Raw genomic sequence first — 15,563 nt, forward strand, 5'->3', positions numbered from 1 at the left:
GATAAAAAAGGAAAAGAAATGACCCGTTCTCTACCTCATGCTTTTGTACAAAACTTTCTGGGCAATGCCCCTGACTGGTACAAAATTACCATTATTGCTTTTCTGATAATTAACCCGCTACTCGCCTTCTCTGCAGGGCCATATATTGCTGGTTGGGTTCTGATTATCGAGTTTATTTTTACTCTTGCGATGGCATTAAAATGCTACCCTTTACTTCCTGGAGGCTTGCTTGCCGTAGAAGCAGTATTCATAGGGTTAACCTCCCCCGATACGGTATACCATGAAGTCAAATCCGCGCTTGGAGTGATTTTGCTTTTGATGTTTATGGTTGCCGGCATCTACTTCATGAAGAACCTGTTGCTCTACATTTTTACCAAGCTACTGCTTGGTGTTCGCTCAAAAGTAATTTTATCTCTTCTGTTTTCTTTTGTTGCAGCATTTTTGTCGGCCTTTCTCGATGCGCTGACTGTTACCGCCGTAGTTATCGCAGTCGCAGTAGGCTTCTATGGAATCTACCACCGTGTTGCTTCCGGCAAAAAATTTACGTCAGAACACGATCACGGTACTGATGATGAAGTCCATGAGCTTCACCGAGAAGACCTCGACGCATTTAGAGCGTTTTTACGTAGCTTGATTATGCATGCTGCGGTCGGAACGGCTTTAGGTGGCGTCTGTACACTAGTTGGAGAGCCACAAAACCTGCTTATTGCCGATAAAGCTAACTGGGAGTTTGTAGAGTTTTTCCTACGAATGTCACCAGTAACTATTCCAGTCCTCATTGCAGGCCTGATAACCTGTGCTTTGCTGGAAATTACCGGATGGTTTGGCTATGGACAGAAAATCCCTGAAAAAGTCCGTAGCGTTATGGAAGATTATGCCGAATACGAGGATGAACAACGAACAACTCGAGACAATGCGGCATTAATTGCTCAGGCTATTACCGGTATCTGGTTAATTATAGCCTTAGGCTGGCACTTTGCTGAAGTTGGTTTAATCGGGCTCAGCGTAATCGTACTTGCAACTTCACTATGTGGTATCAATGAAGAGCACCAGATTGGGCACGCTTTCGAAGAAGCACTTCCATTTACCGCATTGCTCACCGTATTTTTTGCTATCGTGGGCGTCATCGCAGATCAACACTTGTTCCAGCCAATTACTGACGCAGTATTGGCGATGGAAGGGAATACTCAGGTTGCAATGTTCTACATTGCTAATGGTGTCCTTTCGATGATCAGTGATAATGTTTTCGTGGCCACAGTCTATATAAACGAAGTCGCCAATGCCGTCCTCAATGGGACTATTTCTCGAGATACTTTCGATATGCTGGCGGTAGCGATAAATACAGGTACCAATATTCCTAGCGTTGCGACTCCTAATGGACAAGCGGCCTTCTTATTCTTACTGACTTCGGCTGTTGCCCCGCTCGTTAGACTGTCCTATGTAAAAATGGTCATAATGGCTTTTCCTTATACCATTGTTATGTCGACAGTAGGTCTCATAATGGTACTAACCAGTTTGGAAAGCACAACTGACACAATGCTGGAAAAGAAAATGATTAAGCATCATTCAACCGCCCAGCTATGCAAAAATATGGGAGGCGAATGGAAACTGGATGCATGTATTCTTGAACAAAAAAGTGGCGGCCATTAATGCCGACTAACTAGACTCGATAAAAAGCGCTATTTAGCGCTTTTTTACTTTTTAGAGAATGAAAAAGGTATTTTCTACAGCCTGGTTTCGGCCAACTTTTTCAATGCAGCTCCGTCGACTCGCTGTACTGTCCACTCCTCCATTCCTATAGCCCCGATGCTGCGATAAAAATCGATGGCTGACTGGTTCCAGTCCAATACCCACCACTCAAAACGACCGCAACCATTTTCCAGCGCGATTTGGGCTAGCCTCACCAACAGTTGCTTGCCAATTTTCAATCCTCGAGCTTCCGGCACTACGTAAAGGTCTTCCAGATAAAGTCCAGGCCTGGCCAGAAATGTAGAATAGTTGTAAAAGTAGAGAGCAAATCCAACAGGTTTTCCTCCCATCTCTGCGATAATCACTTTGGCGAACGCTTTTTTACCAAACAAGGTTTGCTCTAGCTTGTCCGGGGTAGCAACGACTTCATGGGCCAGCTTTTCATATTCAGCCAAAGCTACAATAAATTCATAAATCAGTGAACAGTCTGCTCTTGTTGCCTCTCTTATTTTGCACTCAAGCGTCATTCGAAAGTCTCCTGAATTCAGCTAAAGATGTCCACGGTAAGTCAGGTTCACATGATCAAAACTATCGCCGACTCTGGTATCATTCTTGGGTCCAAAGCGACTTACCAGATAAATAAACAATGAAGCGACAATAACTCCTGGAATCATTTCATAAAGCTGTGCCCAGGGTTCCGGCAAACTCACTTTTATATTAATCCATAAAATAACGGTAAGAGCACCCCCAATCATTCCTGCTAGAGCCCCCCACCTAGTCATATTTCGCCAAACCAAAGAAATCAAAACGACAGGACCAAATGCAGCTCCAAATCCGGCCCATGCATTGGATACCAGATCTAATACTTTGGAATCTTTATCTGTAGCAATCATTAAAGCTACAGCGGCTACAACAAGTACGGCTATACGACCGACAGTCACTAACTCTTTGTCACTAGCAGAAGGTTTAATTAAGCCTCGATAAAAATCTTCAGTGACAGCACTTGAAGAAACTAGCAACTGAGAATCAATAGTACTCATTACTGCTGCTAAAATAGCAGCAAGTAAAAAGCCGGCAATCCATGGGTTAAAAATAACCTTACTGGCAATAATAAAAACCTGTTCAGCGTCTTCAGCGAGTAACGCACCATTTTCAGTTTGGTAAAAATAGGCGATAGCAAAAAGACCTACACAAATTGAACCACACATGCTAATACCCATCCAGCTCATTGCAATTCTTCTGGCACCATGTACTGCTTTGACTGAATCGGCGGCCATAAATCGTGCCAGTAAATGTGGCTGCCCGTAGTAACCAAGTCCCCAGGCCATTAAAGAAATGAAAGAAACGGAGAACAGGTAATCCGTCGCTGATTTTCCCGCGAAAATATCCGACTTAACACTGGATGAAGCTTGATCAATTGCATGAGTGACATTTAATACTTCACCAAAACTGCCAATCTCAAATATCATTACCAAGGGCACTACAACCAAAGCCGTCGCCATCAATAATCCTTGTACCAGATCGGTCCAGGATACAGCCAAAAAACCACCAATAAAGGTATAGCTGATAATGACCGCCCCGCCAACAAACAATGCCAGGTGATAATCCATTTGAAAAGATGCTTCAAACAACTTGGCGCCCGCGGTTAATCCCGAAGCAACATAAACAGTAAAAAAGATAAGAATAATCGAAGCAGAAACAACTCTCAGAATTTTTGTTTCATCGAGAAAACGGTTGGAAAAATAATCAGGCAGTGTCAGCGCATTCCCTGCATGTTCAGTATAAATTCTTAGCCGAGGTGCTGTAATTTTCCAGTTCCAATAAGCCCCGAGCATAAGACCAAGTCCAATCCAGGCCTCGCTAAATCCGCCAGCGTAGATTGCCCCCGGAAGCCCCATTAGAAGCCAACCGCTCATATCAGACGCACCTGCACTCAAAGCAGTTACCCAGCGTCCAAGCTTTCTCCCACCAAGAATGTAATCTGATAAATCATTAGTTTGCTTGTAGGCATAAACGCCAATACCAAGCATCATTACTAAATAAAACAAAAATGTAATTAAGGTCGCGATATTTTGCATCTGTCTATCCTTTTATTATTATTATGTTTAATTTATATTTATATTTAATCGGAATTTATGCGTGCCTTTAAGAGCTGGCGTGTTGATACATTGTTTTCGCCATCAAAAAGTATCTGTCCACATAAACTCAGTCATAGTAATTCGATAAGAAAGTTTCGAAACTAACATTATCACTGTTTTCTATTTCTAACTTATCCTTGATCGACTTTGCGGCTTCCTTTTGATACCAGACTAACTTTTCTTCAGACATTTGATTATCAGCAAAGTATTCCTTGTGCCCCCTGGTTAATTCCATTGCATAAGGGAAAAAGCCATCCTGCCTGGCCTCGATATCAGCAACAATACGACCAGAAAGGGTGTGTTCCAGATTGTCCAGCTGCCCTTCCAGCTTATCGAGGACGTCAGTATGATCACTTGTTCTGTAAACATTATCAAGTTGAATAGAAAATGGTCTGATTTGTTTTAACAAGTCCGATGCAATTTCCTTCATGGCTACGCATCGATTGTTAAGGCTCAAACGACACTCTGGATGTCTGCCTTTGTAGACGACTGTTTTAAAGTTTGCTTGATACTCTCCTTTCTCTCTGGGGTTGATTGCCGGTGACTCCGCAAACAAGCAAGCAAGAAGAAGAGCGTCAATAAATGCAATTTGTTGATTTTCTATTCCGACTGGAGAAAAAGGGTTCAGGTCCAAAGCGCGAACTTCAATATACTCAATGCCTCTGTTTCGCAATGCTTTGCTGGGCCTTTCACCTGAGAATGTTACACGTTTAGGACGTATACTGCTGTAAAACTCGTTCTCTATCTGGAGAACGTTGGCGTTTAATTGTCGATATTCTCCATGAACCTGAACACCGATCTCTTCATAATAGGGATCAGGCGTTGAAATCGCGCTCTCCAGTCCTGCAATATAATCATCAAGATTGTTATAACTTACCGAAAGTCCACTTTGAGCATTATTCTGATAACCCAGGTCACTCATGCGTAAAGAGGTGGCGTAAGGTCCATATCGGGTCCCGGGAACTAACTCCTCAAGATCAATATTTTCGCTCTGAATAAAACTTTGACAAAGCGCTGGCGAAGCGCCGAAGAACAATGGTATTAACCATGAATATCTCAGATAGTTGCGAATAAGCCCCATATATTTTTCATTAATAAAAGCCTGAAGTTCTAACTCAGATTTTTCTTCTTTATGTAACGCTTTCCAAAAGTCTTCTGGCAATGAAAAATTGTAGTGCACTCCAGCAATCGTTTGCATAAACCTACCATATCGATAGCCTAGCCCTAAACGATAAACCTCCTTCATTTTACCTGAGTTGGAACTCCCATAACGAGCAATCGGTATATCCTCTTCTTTTCCCATAACACAAGGCATGCTCATTGCCCATAACAGCTCATCCCCCAGGTATTTGTAAGTAAACTGGTGAATCTCTGTGAGTTCAACCAGTGGTCCCATTCTATCTGTAGTTGCACCAGTGATGAACTCCGGCAAAGCCTCCGAATAATCAGTCGTAATATGTGGATTCGTTAAGGTTGCACCCAGCGCTTCTGGATGAGGTGTTTGCGCAATATACCCCTGAGAGTTAATCCTTAAACTTTCTTTTTCTAGTCCTCGCTTAATGGATGGAAGGTGATCCGAAAGTTTTCTCAGTGTGTCTAATTTGTCGGTGTGCAGTAAGTGCATGGCTTCTCACATTGTTGCAGTGATAAGCGTAGACTGGAGTGGTTAAATCTTGTCTACTTAAATCATTGAAAAATATGGAGTAAGTTTGCGTCCTAGAGTCTTTGGGGTCAAGAATAATCCCATCATATCAACAATTATTTACACTCTCGATAGCAAAAAGCTATATAACTAACGCCAGGAAAATTGATTTACTTGTTATGCCGCCTTGTGATTCACCGAATTTCGTGCAGGTCGTGGAGATTGACTTTGCTTGTCCATTTGTCCATATGATGGGGCGGAATGTCGCATTATAGCCAATAGCTCAGCCTCGGCAGGCGTTATACCACAGGCATCTACCACCTCTTCTATTGTTGCACCTCTGGTTAATAGCAGTCCTGCCTGTTCGTATGCTCTGTCATTGGCTTGTTCTGAAGGCTCGCATCGGACAGCTTCTACTTGCTCAATCTCCCTGACGAGCGCGCGAATTTTTCTACCCATTCCCAAATTGCCACTATTCATGGCCAAAAACTCGTTCTTCAAGCGAGCCACTTCGGCACTAAGCAATCGGTTTTTCACACTCAATTGTCGGCACACTAACAATGCTAACAAAGTGGCAAATGAAGAAATAAGACTTAACCAAAAGACATTGTCAGAAACCTGGATTGGCCAATCGCCCATAATTCACCTCTTCGAGTAAATTAACGACTGGCATGAGTAATGCTGGCAGCCGTCGACTAATAATCAAGAAAATCGAGTTCTTCCCACTCTTCTTCGCCAAGGAGCTTGTTCAAATCAACTAATATGAGAAGCTCATTATCACGATGAGTCACTCCCTGTATAAACTTGGCCGACTCTTCGTTACCGACATTAGGAGTCGTCTCAATTTCCGACTCCTTCAGATAAACGACTTCTGCTACTGAATCAACCAAAATACCGATTACCTGCTGATTCGTTTCAATAATAACTATTCGTGTGTTATCAGTGATCTCTATTGGAGACAATCCAAACCTTTGACACGTATCAATTACAGTGACGACATTTCCCCGCAGATTAATAATCCCTAAAACATAGGGCGGCGCGCCAGGTACAGGAGCGATATCGGTATACCGCAAAACCTCCTGAACTTGCATTACGTTTATACCGTAGGTTTCATTTGCGAGACGAAAAGTTACCCACTGTAATACTGCATCATCATCAGTTTCTTGTTTGCCGATGAAGTTATCTTCTGTAGCCACGATTTCTGATCCTATGTCGTCAAAAATTTGTCAGAACACCTCAAATTCAGCGCTTACTGGATTAGAGGCAAAATCTGTACCAAAAATGGTAAAAGTGATTTTTTTTAAAGGTGAAGAGGCATAGAGTAAAGGCTCCAGCCCAGAATACCTCCTCTAAATATAGTCAATTTTCAAGATGTTGCGTTTTTTTATGCCTTAATCATCTGAAATAACCGTTAGCTATTTAGTTAACTTGCCGCTTGACAGGGTATCTGGAGATAAGTTACTTTGCATGGCAGAAGATATTCCGATAAATAAAACTGATTAATTAAACTCGATGATTAACAATACTTTTAGCAAACAAAATTTACGTTGGTGGCGCTGGCACTCAGGTGCGGGCTGCGTTATGTCTTGATTGTTGTCATTGACTGGAATACGAATTATCAAAAGCCCGCGAGAGAAATCAAGCGGGCTTTTTTTTTGGCTATCAAATTAAACTTAAGAATGATTTAACAAAGATATAGACAACATGAGTAGAAAGTTAAAACAGAACATAAACCTCGAGAATAACCAATTAGTACATTGGTGGTGGCACTCGCATAAATCGAGTGGGTAGCTACATGTACAAAAAAAGAAATCAAAAAAAGCCCGCTCAAGTTTAAGCGGGCTTTTTTTTGCTCTGATAATTAAAGCTTTTAACCGTATTACAACCATTTTAACTAAGGAAAAAATCATGATCATAGTTCTAAAACCACAAGCCACAGAAGCAGATGCTAAAGAAATCTTGAACAAGATAGAATCGGTTAATTTAACGCCTCTTTATATGCCAGGTACAGAAAGAATTGTACTCGGCGCTCTTGGCGATGAGCGTGTATTGAATGGATTGAATATCCAGGCTCATCCAATGGTAGAAAACGTCAAACCTATCTTAAGTAGTTACAAACAGGTAAGTCGCGAAATGCAGAGCCATGACTCTCAAGTCTCCTTCGGCAATACAGTTATCGGTGGTGGTAACTTTACAGTGATTGCCGGACCATGCGCAGTAGAAAATAGAGAGCAGATATTTCAATCAGCTGCGATAGTAAAAAAATATGGTGCTCAAGGCTTAAGGGGAGGCGCATTTAAACCTCGCACGTCTCCATATAGTTTTCAAGGGCTAGAGGAAGAAGGTTTAAAGCTCCTGCAAGAAGCATCAAAGGAGTACGGGTTACCGTGTGTTACCGAGATTGTCGACCCTAATCACGTCGATATGATGGAAGACTATGTTGACGCATTCCAGGTTGGCGCGCGAAATATGCAAAACTTTAAACTACTTAAAGCGGTTGGACAAAGTCAAAAACCAACTATCTTAAAGCGAGGAATGTCTGCAACAATTGAAGAGCTCCTATTAGCAGCGGAATACATCTACGCAGAAGGCAATAAAAATGTCGTGATCTGCGAACGAGGTATTCGAACTTATGAGAAAGCAACCCGCAACACTCTCGACTTAAATGCAGTCGCTTATATTAAAACCAAGAGCCACTTGCCAGTTATTGTTGACCCATCTCATGGTACCGGTATTCGCGAACTGGTTGCTCCAATGGCAAAAGCCGCAGTTGCCTGCGGTGCCGATGGCGTAATAGTTGAAGCTCACTACAACCCTCAAATAGCGTTATCCGATGGACAGCAATCTCTCGATGAAAATGATTTTTCCAAGTTAATGAGTGAGCTCAAACCTTTTATCGAGGCTGCAGGCAAGCGTATTGCTTAACTTCAGGTTGGGATTAATCGGTAAGGATAAATAAATGAAAACATCCATCGAAAATAGACTCGGTTCAGTAAAGACCCTGTCCAAACTAATCGAGACTAACCTGGAACCACTCTCGCTTTATGAAGGAATCACAAGACAGTTGAAACTGGTCGACTCCATGCTTCTAGAGTCGAGTGAAATCGACTCCAAGGAAGAGCTAAAAAGCATAATTATGCTACAAGCAGCCCTGCGTATTGAGTGTAACGGTCGACTGGTGGTCATAGAAGCTTCAAGCAGTAATGGAGTCAATGCTTTAAACCAGCTGGCGACGAACCTTTCATTGGAAGAAGGAATTGATACTCTCTCATCTGAGAAAAATAAACTAGTCGTATCAATCTCCTCAAACAATGGTGTTATTGACGAAGATGAGCGTCTTAAAACAACAACGCCAATAGAGGTCTTGAGAAAGATTCAAAATGCATTTCACAGTCAGACAAAAGATGAGTTCTCCACTTTTTTGTGTGGTGTTTTCGCCTTTGACTTTATTGCAACATTTGAAAATCTCCCCGAAGTCAGTCAGGGCACTAATAGTTGTCCCGATTATGTTTTTTATCTGGCAGAAACCCTTCTGGTTATCGACCATAAGCGGAATATTAGACGTTTGTATAGTAATCACTTTTCTGGCGAAAATGAAGAATCAACATACTTTGAAGTGGCTCGTAGATTCGAACTGTTTGAATCAACCATAAATGCTTTAGCAATGAATGGAAATATCTCTGCGAAATCCAATGAGCGAGGAGGCCAGATAAACAAACTCGGCCTTGAAATAAACCTCGATGATTCTGCTTACGCTAGTGTGGTTGAAAACCTCAAACGCAATATTATTGCGGGCGATATATTTCAAGTAGTGCCCTCAAGAACATTTTCTCTACCTTGCCCTACTCCGATTGATAGCTACCGGCAACTTAAAAAGGCAAACCCGAGCCCCTATATGTTTTACATGAAGGACCGCGACTTTATTCTATTTGGCGCATCCCCGGAGAGTGCCTTGAAATACTCGCATGAAGATCGTGGTGTTTTACTCTATCCCATTGCAGGAACACGGCCTCGCGGAAAGAAAACTGATGGCGAGATAGATTTAGATCTGGATGCAAGACTCGAGATAGAACTAAAACTGGATCAAAAAGAAGTTGCCGAACATATGATGCTGGTGGATCTGGCAAGAAATGATATTTCAAGGATATCAGAGCCAGGTACAACCCACCTGCCCAAACTACTATCCGTTGATCGCTATTCTCAAGTCATGCACCTGGTGTCCTGTGTTAAAGGAAAACTTCGCAGCGATCTCGATGCACTACATGCTTATCAAGCTTGCATGAATATGGGAACCCTGACCGGCGCCCCAAAAATCAAAGCAACCGAATTAATCCGAGTAACCGAAAAAAACCGTCGAGGTAGCTACGGCGGCGCGGTTGGCTATCTTAATGGCAATGGCGATATGGATACCTGTATTGTGATCCGCTCAGCCTTTGTCAAAGAAGGAAAAGCCTATATCCAGGCCGGTGCAGGGGTAGTTTATGACTCAGTGCCGCTTTCGGAAGCTAAAGAAACCACGAACAAAGCAATGGCTGTAATCAACGCAATTTGTGCCGCAAACGAAAAATCAGGCTCAGAAATAGACAGAGGTACGAACTAATGACTCAGCCATTGCAAATTATCATGATAGATAATTACGACTCTTTTACCTATAACCTGGTTAACCAACTGAAAACGCTAAACCTTGATCAAACTGTAATGCTCAAAGTTTATCGCAATGATTCACCGATAGAAATGGTATTTTCTGAAGAAAATCTGGCTGGAAAAAAGAACCTGATTGTTATTTCTCCGGGACCAGGCAACCCGCAGTCTGCCGGTAACACTTTGCAAATCATTAATAACTTTGCCGGTCGCATGCCGATTCTGGGAATATGCCTTGGACATCAATCAATCGTTGAACATTTTGGCGGAGAAGTTTCTGGAGCATCCGAAATTATTCATGGCAAAGCGGACAATGTTTTTACATTCTCAGAGCATCCTGTTTTCGAAGGATTACCGAATCCATTTGTTGCAGCTCGCTATCACTCACTTTCGGCGTCACTAGTACCACCAACACTTGAGGTATTGGCATCAACATCAGGAAAGCATGGCGAACAAGAAAGCTCTGAAGTTATGGCAGTTGTGCATAAAGAATACAAGATTATTGGCTTTCAATTTCATCCAGAATCCATTCTTACTACACAAGGAAAAACACTGTTGGAGAACTCGGTTCGCTGGCTTACCAGGTAAGCATCTTATTTATTCAAAATTTTTAAAATTAGAACACTTGAGAGAACAATCGGATTAAACAATGAATAATTTACTAAACAAAGTCTTTCAAAAAGAAAGTTTGTCTGAAAACGAATCCTTTGAACTGTTCAAACAGTTTGTTAAAGGAGAGCAAGACAATATCAATATAACAGCCTTTCTGGTGGCACTAAAAATGAAGGGAGAGACCCCAGAAGAAGTGTGTGGTGCAGCCAGAGCTCTGGCTAGCGAGGCAGGTGATTTCGAAAAACCAGATTATGCGATTGCCGATAGTTGTGGTACCGGAGGAAGCGGAAAGCATACTTTGAATATATCGACATTGGTCTCATTCATCGCCGCAGCAGGAGGCTTGAGTGTTGCAAAACATGGTAACCGTTCTGTATCCAGTAAGTGCGGTTCAGCCGACGTGCTTTCCCAGCTCGGCGTCAAAATTGATATGACGCCTCATACAGCGAGACAATGTCTCGACCAGACAGGAGTTAGTTTCCTATTTGCCCCGCTTTACCATTCGGGTGTTAAACATGTAATGCCAGTAAGAAATGCATTAAAAACGCGAACCATATTTAATCTGCTTGGACCGCTGATTAATCCGGCAAAACCAGAGTTCCAGTTAATGGGCGTTTATTCACCCGAATATTGTTATGCTGCAGCTGAATCTCTTCGACTCTCAGGTTGTAAAGCTGCAATGGTTGTTAACAGCGCTGGATGCGATGAAATCACTCTGGCAGCGCCAACCCGTGCAGCAATTCTTAAAGATGGAAAAATCTCAGAAGTTACCTTTACACACGCTGACTTTGGCTTGCCACAGGTTCCTCTTGGTGCTTTACTTGGTGGCTCTCCGCAAGAAAATGCCAGCCAGTTTGTTAGCTTGCTGCAAGGCAAAAGTGAAATGCCAATAATTGATACAGTCGCGGCCAACGCAGGCGCGCTCTTCTATATATGCGGGAAGGCGTCTTCATTGGCCGAAGGTGTCGAACAAGCCAAATCGATTATTTCTCAAGGACTCGGCTTTGAAAAATTGTTGGCATTAAAAGAGTTATCACAAAGCGCAGAGGAGATCGCATGATGACTTCAGCGTCTAACATAGCCTCAGAAGATGCTGCAGTTTCTAGTGTGCACCTGACTCTATCCGCTCAATTCGATAACGTACTGGCCAAAATAGTTGAAGATAAAAAAGTTGAAGTTGCCACGCGCATGCAACATATGCCAATCGATGAATTAAAAAAAGACTTGGCAAAATCTACTCGTAGCCTTGAAAAAGCAATGGGTAATTCCGGTGCAGACTTTATTCTCGAATGTAAAAAAGCTTCGCCATCGAAGGGACTTATTCGAGAAGACTTCAATCTCGATGAAATTCTGGCCGATTACCGAGACTTTGCCAGCGCCATTTCTGTATTGACAGACAATAAGTACTTTCAAGGACAGTTTACTTATTTAAAAAAAGCGAGCGAACAAACTGAACTTCCGATTCTTTGCAAAGACTTTTTTATTGATCCTTATCAGGTGTACGAAGCGAGATATCATGGGGCCGATGCAATACTGCTAATGCTTTCAGTGTTAGATAACGAACAATACCAGTTGCTTGCTTCCATAGCTCAATCCTTATCGCTTGATGTATTGACCGAAGTTCACTCTGAGCAAGAGCTTGAACGAGCTCTCGCCTTAGGCGCAAAAATTATTGGTATAAACAACCGAAATCTAAAAGACTTATCGATAGATTTGGCGACAACTGAAAGTCTGGTATCGATGATTCCTGAAGATCGAATTGTAATTTCCGAGTCAGGCATTTCTACTCATAATGACATAAAGCGTCTGGCTCCAGTGGTAGATGGCTTTTTGGTGGGCTCGAGTATTATGCAGCAACGGAATATTCGCCACCACTTAAAATCGTTGATTTTTGGCAACATAAAAATCTGCGGTCTGACTAAGCCAGAGGACGCAGTGAATGTGGATCTGGCAGGCGGCAATTATGGAGGACTGGTATTCTTTCCTCCGTCTAAACGACACTTAACCATTGAACAGGCACAGACGATTACCGCCGCCGCGCCACTAAGATACGTCGGCGTTTTTGTTGATGAGGAAGCAGATTCCCTCGTAACAATCGCCAAAGCTCTCAATCTTTACGCGGTTCAACTACATGGAAATGAAGATGCGGCCTATGTTAAGACGATAAGAGACAAGCTGGATCATCTGGGCCTCGAAGGTATTCAGATCTGGAAAGCAATAAGAGTTGAGCAATCCATCGCTTTTACTCCTGATGACAATATTAATCAATATTTGTTAGATGCGTTTCATCCGACAGAGCGAGGTGGATCTGGAGAAGCCTTCGACTGGTCTTTGTTAGCGTCGCTTGATTCCATGTTGGAGAAGCAATTTATGGAAAAACAGAAATTTATTCTAGCGGGCGGTATTGATGAGCAAAACCTGGCTCAGGCACTAGACCTCGATCTGTATGCGCTAGATCTTAGCTCCGGCGTTGAATCTTCTCCCGGAGAAAAGTCGCCACACAAAATAGATGCATTTTTTAAAAAATTAAGTCAGGAAATCAGTAAGGCTCGCGATCAGCTTACTGCCAATTCGAATAGTTAATAGAGAACATCAGGAATTTACATTATGACAAAATTAAACCGATACTTTGGCCAGTTTGGCGGAATGTATGTACCGGAACTCCTGGTACCCGCCCTCTTACAGCTGGAAGAAGCTTTTATAAGTGCAATGGATGATGAAAGCTTTCACCAGGAATTTTCCGGTCTTTTGAAAAACTATGCCGGACGTCCTACTCCGCTGACATTGACTCGAAACCTGTCTCCCAATGATAAAGTCAAAATTTATCTGAAACGAGAAGATCTTCTGCACGGCGGTGCCCACAAAACCAATCAGGTTTTAGGGCAGGCCTTGCTTGCTAAAAGAATGGGTAAAACCGAGATTATCGCCGAAACCGGTGCAGGTCAGCATGGTGTTGCTACTGCAATTGCCTGCTCACTACTTGGTCTTAAATGCCGAATTTATATGGGCGAAGTCGATGTTAAGAGACAACAGCCTAATGTCTTTCGAATGGAGCTTATGGGCGCAGAAGTTATTCCCGTATCAGCTGGAAGCGGTACTTTAAAGGATGCAGTCAATGAAGCCCTTAGGGATTGGTCAGCCTCCTACAAAACCAGCCATTACCTTTTGGGAACTGCTGCGGGTCCACACCCCTTCCCTACCGTCGTGCGCGAGTTTCAACGAATGATCGGTCAAGAGGTCCATTCACAAATCATTGAAGCTGAAGGCAGGTTACCGGATTACGCAATTGCCTGCGTTGGCGGAGGCTCAAATGCCATTGGTTTGTTTGCCGACCTGATAGAGCACGAGTCGATCCAACTGGTTGGCGTTGAACCTGCTGGTAAAGGACTGGATACTAATCAGCATGGCGCTACTCTTTGCAAGGGAACCCTTGGAATACTCCATGGTTCACACACTTATGTTATGCAAAATGAAGAAGGACAAATTGAAGAGTCCTACTCAGTTTCCGCCGGTTTGGACTATCCCGCAGTTGGTCCTCAGCACTCCTATCTAAAGGATACGGGTCGAGTACAATATGAGGCCGTAACTGATGAAGAGGCACTTGCCGCTTTCCAGCAACTATCCAGAAGCGAAGGAATTATACCGGCCCTCGAATCATCTCATGCGCTAGCTTATGCACTAAAACTAGCGGCACAACTTAATAGAGAAGCCATTATTGTCGTTAATTTATCAGGGCGTGGCGATAAAGATCTCGCCCATGTCAGAAACATACTGGACGCCTGAGGAACTGTTATGAGTCAAAAATATACCGAAAGATATGCGAAAAGTTTTGATCAACTGAGACGAAATAGCCAGGGAGCGTTTGTCCCTTTTGTAATGCTGGGCGACCCGGACCTGGAAAGTTGTTATGAAATTATAGTAACTCTTATCGAAAACGGGGCTGATGCGCTTGAACTGGGTATTCCGTTTTCGGATCCGATTGCCGATGGCCCAGTGATTCAAAAGGCTGCTATTAGAGCACTAAAAAATGGCGCAACCGTCGCTCGCTGTTTTGATTTGATAGCAAAAGTCAGACAATCTTATCCTCAAGTCCCTATTGGCTTACTCGTATACTCAAATCTGGTGGTAGGTAACTCAATCGATGGCTTCTATCAGCAGGCTGCTATTGCAGGTGTCGACTCAGTATTGGTTGCAGATGTACCCACTATTGAAGCGGAAGTTTTTGTAGAAACAGCAGAAAAATACGGAATTGCACCGATATTTATCGCAACACCAAATGCAAATGAAGAAACCATTAAACGGATCGCACAGCTCTCCAAAGGCTATACCTATTTACTAAGTCGAGCGGGGGTAACAGGCACTGAAGTAAAAGCTGAAATGCCACTAGGACAGATTCTAAGTGCACTTGAAAAATATTCAGCACCACCAACACTGCTTGGTTTTGGGATATCCGAGCCGGCCCAGGTCAGCGCAGCTATTAATAATGGCGCATTCGGTGCAATCAGTGGCTCGGCTGTCGTAAAAATCATCGAGGACCAGCTGAATAACCGCTCGCATATGACCGAAAAACTTGCAGAGTTTGTAAGGGGCATGAAACTGGCAACGCAAAAATAGTTGCCTGAAGCGCTTGCTACGAGTCGACATCAACTCGTAGCAAGCGTTGTTTGCCATTCTATCTACTCCAGAGTTTCACAGAGCGCCTGACTCCGTCCAAATTTCATTTACCAGGCTATTCTGACAACGAATTTAGCAACATCAGATTAATCACTAGCGATCCCTCACATTCGCTCGCACTTTATCCGAACCCTTACTACACTTACTAAGATGCTGATTTTCAAAGG

At 43.0% G+C, this 15,563-nt stretch carries 13 protein-coding genes and 1 other annotated feature; of the genes, 8 read left to right on the top strand and 5 right to left on the bottom strand.

Annotation, left to right across the window (positions count from 1 at the left end; translation table 11 throughout):
- The first annotated feature begins 18 nt into the window (after window positions 1-18).
- On the top strand, window positions 19-1,650 hold the full coding sequence (gene nhaB / locus IYN84_RS17035; RefSeq protein ID WP_196140472.1) for a sodium/proton antiporter NhaB: 1,632 nt from the start codon (window positions 19-21) through the stop codon (window positions 1,648-1,650).
- Window positions 1,651-1,724: 74 nt separating this feature from the next.
- Here the strand turns inward: nhaB and IYN84_RS17040 are convergent, their stop codons facing one another.
- The 5 genes from IYN84_RS17040 to IYN84_RS17060 form a co-directional block, all read right to left on the bottom strand.
- Window positions 1,725-2,216: a GNAT family N-acetyltransferase gene (locus IYN84_RS17040; protein ID WP_196140473.1), complete on the bottom strand. Its 492-nt coding sequence runs from the start codon at window positions 2,214-2,216 to the stop codon at window positions 1,725-1,727.
- 21 nt (window positions 2,217-2,237) lie between these two features.
- On the bottom strand, window positions 2,238-3,767 hold the full coding sequence (gene putP, locus IYN84_RS17045) for a sodium/proline symporter PutP (protein WP_196140474.1): 1,530 nt from the start codon (window positions 3,765-3,767) through the stop codon (window positions 2,238-2,240).
- 127 nt (window positions 3,768-3,894) lie between these two features.
- Complete coding sequence (gshA, locus tag IYN84_RS17050) at window positions 3,895-5,451, bottom strand: glutamate--cysteine ligase (RefSeq protein WP_196140475.1); 1,557 nt, start codon at window positions 5,449-5,451, stop codon at window positions 3,895-3,897.
- A gap of 195 nt (window positions 5,452-5,646) precedes the next feature.
- Window positions 5,647-6,108: a DUF2802 domain-containing protein gene (locus IYN84_RS17055; RefSeq protein WP_196140476.1), complete on the bottom strand. Its 462-nt coding sequence runs from the start codon at window positions 6,106-6,108 to the stop codon at window positions 5,647-5,649.
- Window positions 6,109-6,164: 56 nt separating this feature from the next.
- Window positions 6,165-6,644, bottom strand: a complete 480-nt coding sequence (locus tag IYN84_RS17060; RefSeq protein WP_196140678.1) for a chemotaxis protein CheW — start codon at window positions 6,642-6,644, stop codon at window positions 6,165-6,167.
- 580 nt (window positions 6,645-7,224) lie between these two features.
- Window positions 7,225-7,320 (top strand) — a sequence feature (Trp leader region).
- A gap of 57 nt (window positions 7,321-7,377) precedes the next feature.
- On the opposite strand from IYN84_RS17060, the gene aroF reads away from it, so the two are divergent.
- The 7 genes from aroF to trpA all read left to right on the top strand — a co-directional run bounded on the left by aroF (window position 7,378) and on the right by trpA (window position 15,336).
- The gene (aroF, locus tag IYN84_RS17065) at window positions 7,378-8,394 is read left to right on the top strand and encodes a 3-deoxy-7-phosphoheptulonate synthase (RefSeq protein WP_196140477.1); all 1,017 of its coding nucleotides are present in this window, start codon (window positions 7,378-7,380) and stop codon (window positions 8,392-8,394) included.
- Window positions 8,395-8,428: 34 nt separating this feature from the next.
- On the top strand, window positions 8,429-10,069 hold the full coding sequence (locus IYN84_RS17070; protein ID WP_196140478.1) for an anthranilate synthase component 1: 1,641 nt from the start codon (window positions 8,429-8,431) through the stop codon (window positions 10,067-10,069).
- Window positions 10,069-10,698, top strand: coding sequence for an aminodeoxychorismate/anthranilate synthase component II (locus tag IYN84_RS17075; protein ID WP_196140479.1), 630 nt, complete (start codon window positions 10,069-10,071; stop codon window positions 10,696-10,698). The genes IYN84_RS17070 and IYN84_RS17075 overlap by 1 nt, the downstream gene beginning before the upstream one ends.
- Before the next feature lie 61 nt (window positions 10,699-10,759).
- Complete coding sequence (gene trpD, locus IYN84_RS17080) at window positions 10,760-11,782, top strand: anthranilate phosphoribosyltransferase (RefSeq protein WP_196140480.1); 1,023 nt, start codon at window positions 10,760-10,762, stop codon at window positions 11,780-11,782.
- Window positions 11,779-13,305, top strand: coding sequence for a bifunctional indole-3-glycerol-phosphate synthase TrpC/phosphoribosylanthranilate isomerase TrpF (gene trpCF / locus IYN84_RS17085; RefSeq protein WP_210330662.1), 1,527 nt, complete (start codon window positions 11,779-11,781; stop codon window positions 13,303-13,305). Before trpD ends, trpCF begins: the two co-directional genes overlap by 4 nt.
- Before the next feature lie 24 nt (window positions 13,306-13,329).
- Window positions 13,330-14,505: a tryptophan synthase subunit beta gene (gene trpB, locus IYN84_RS17090; protein WP_196140481.1), complete on the top strand. Its 1,176-nt coding sequence runs from the start codon at window positions 13,330-13,332 to the stop codon at window positions 14,503-14,505.
- 9 nt (window positions 14,506-14,514) lie between these two features.
- The gene (gene trpA / locus IYN84_RS17095; RefSeq protein ID WP_196140482.1) at window positions 14,515-15,336 is read left to right on the top strand and encodes a tryptophan synthase subunit alpha; all 822 of its coding nucleotides are present in this window, start codon (window positions 14,515-14,517) and stop codon (window positions 15,334-15,336) included.
- The last annotated feature ends 227 nt before the right edge of the window (window positions 15,337-15,563 follow it).

Source organism: Aliikangiella sp. G2MR2-5 (assembly GCF_015687155.1).
Classification (GTDB): Bacteria; Pseudomonadota; Gammaproteobacteria; order Enterobacterales; family Kangiellaceae; genus Aliikangiella.

Bases quoted from the DNA above. Each gene is read 5' to 3' on its own strand.
- IYN84_RS17070 (WP_196140478.1), top strand. From the start codon at position 8,429: ATGAAAACATCCATCGAAAATAGACTCGGTTCAGTAAAGACCCTGTCC.
- IYN84_RS17055 (WP_196140476.1), bottom strand. From the start codon at position 6,108: ATGGGCGATTGGCCAATCCAGGTTTCTGACAATGTCTTTTGGTTAAGT.
- IYN84_RS17040 (WP_196140473.1), bottom strand. From the start codon at position 2,216: ATGACGCTTGAGTGCAAAATAAGAGAGGCAACAAGAGCAGACTGTTCA.
- gshA (WP_196140475.1), bottom strand. From the start codon at position 5,451: ATGCACTTACTGCACACCGACAAATTAGACACACTGAGAAAACTTTCG.
- trpA (WP_196140482.1), top strand. From the start codon at position 14,515: ATGAGTCAAAAATATACCGAAAGATATGCGAAAAGTTTTGATCAACTG.
- trpCF (WP_210330662.1), top strand. From the start codon at position 11,779: ATGATGACTTCAGCGTCTAACATAGCCTCAGAAGATGCTGCAGTTTCT.
- trpB (WP_196140481.1), top strand. From the start codon at position 13,330: ATGACAAAATTAAACCGATACTTTGGCCAGTTTGGCGGAATGTATGTA.
- putP (WP_196140474.1), bottom strand. From the start codon at position 3,767: ATGCAAAATATCGCGACCTTAATTACATTTTTGTTTTATTTAGTAATG.
- aroF (WP_196140477.1), top strand. From the start codon at position 7,378: ATGATCATAGTTCTAAAACCACAAGCCACAGAAGCAGATGCTAAAGAA.
- trpD (WP_196140480.1), top strand. From the start codon at position 10,760: ATGAATAATTTACTAAACAAAGTCTTTCAAAAAGAAAGTTTGTCTGAA.
- IYN84_RS17075 (WP_196140479.1), top strand. From the start codon at position 10,069: ATGACTCAGCCATTGCAAATTATCATGATAGATAATTACGACTCTTTT.
- nhaB (WP_196140472.1), top strand. From the start codon at position 19: ATGACCCGTTCTCTACCTCATGCTTTTGTACAAAACTTTCTGGGCAAT.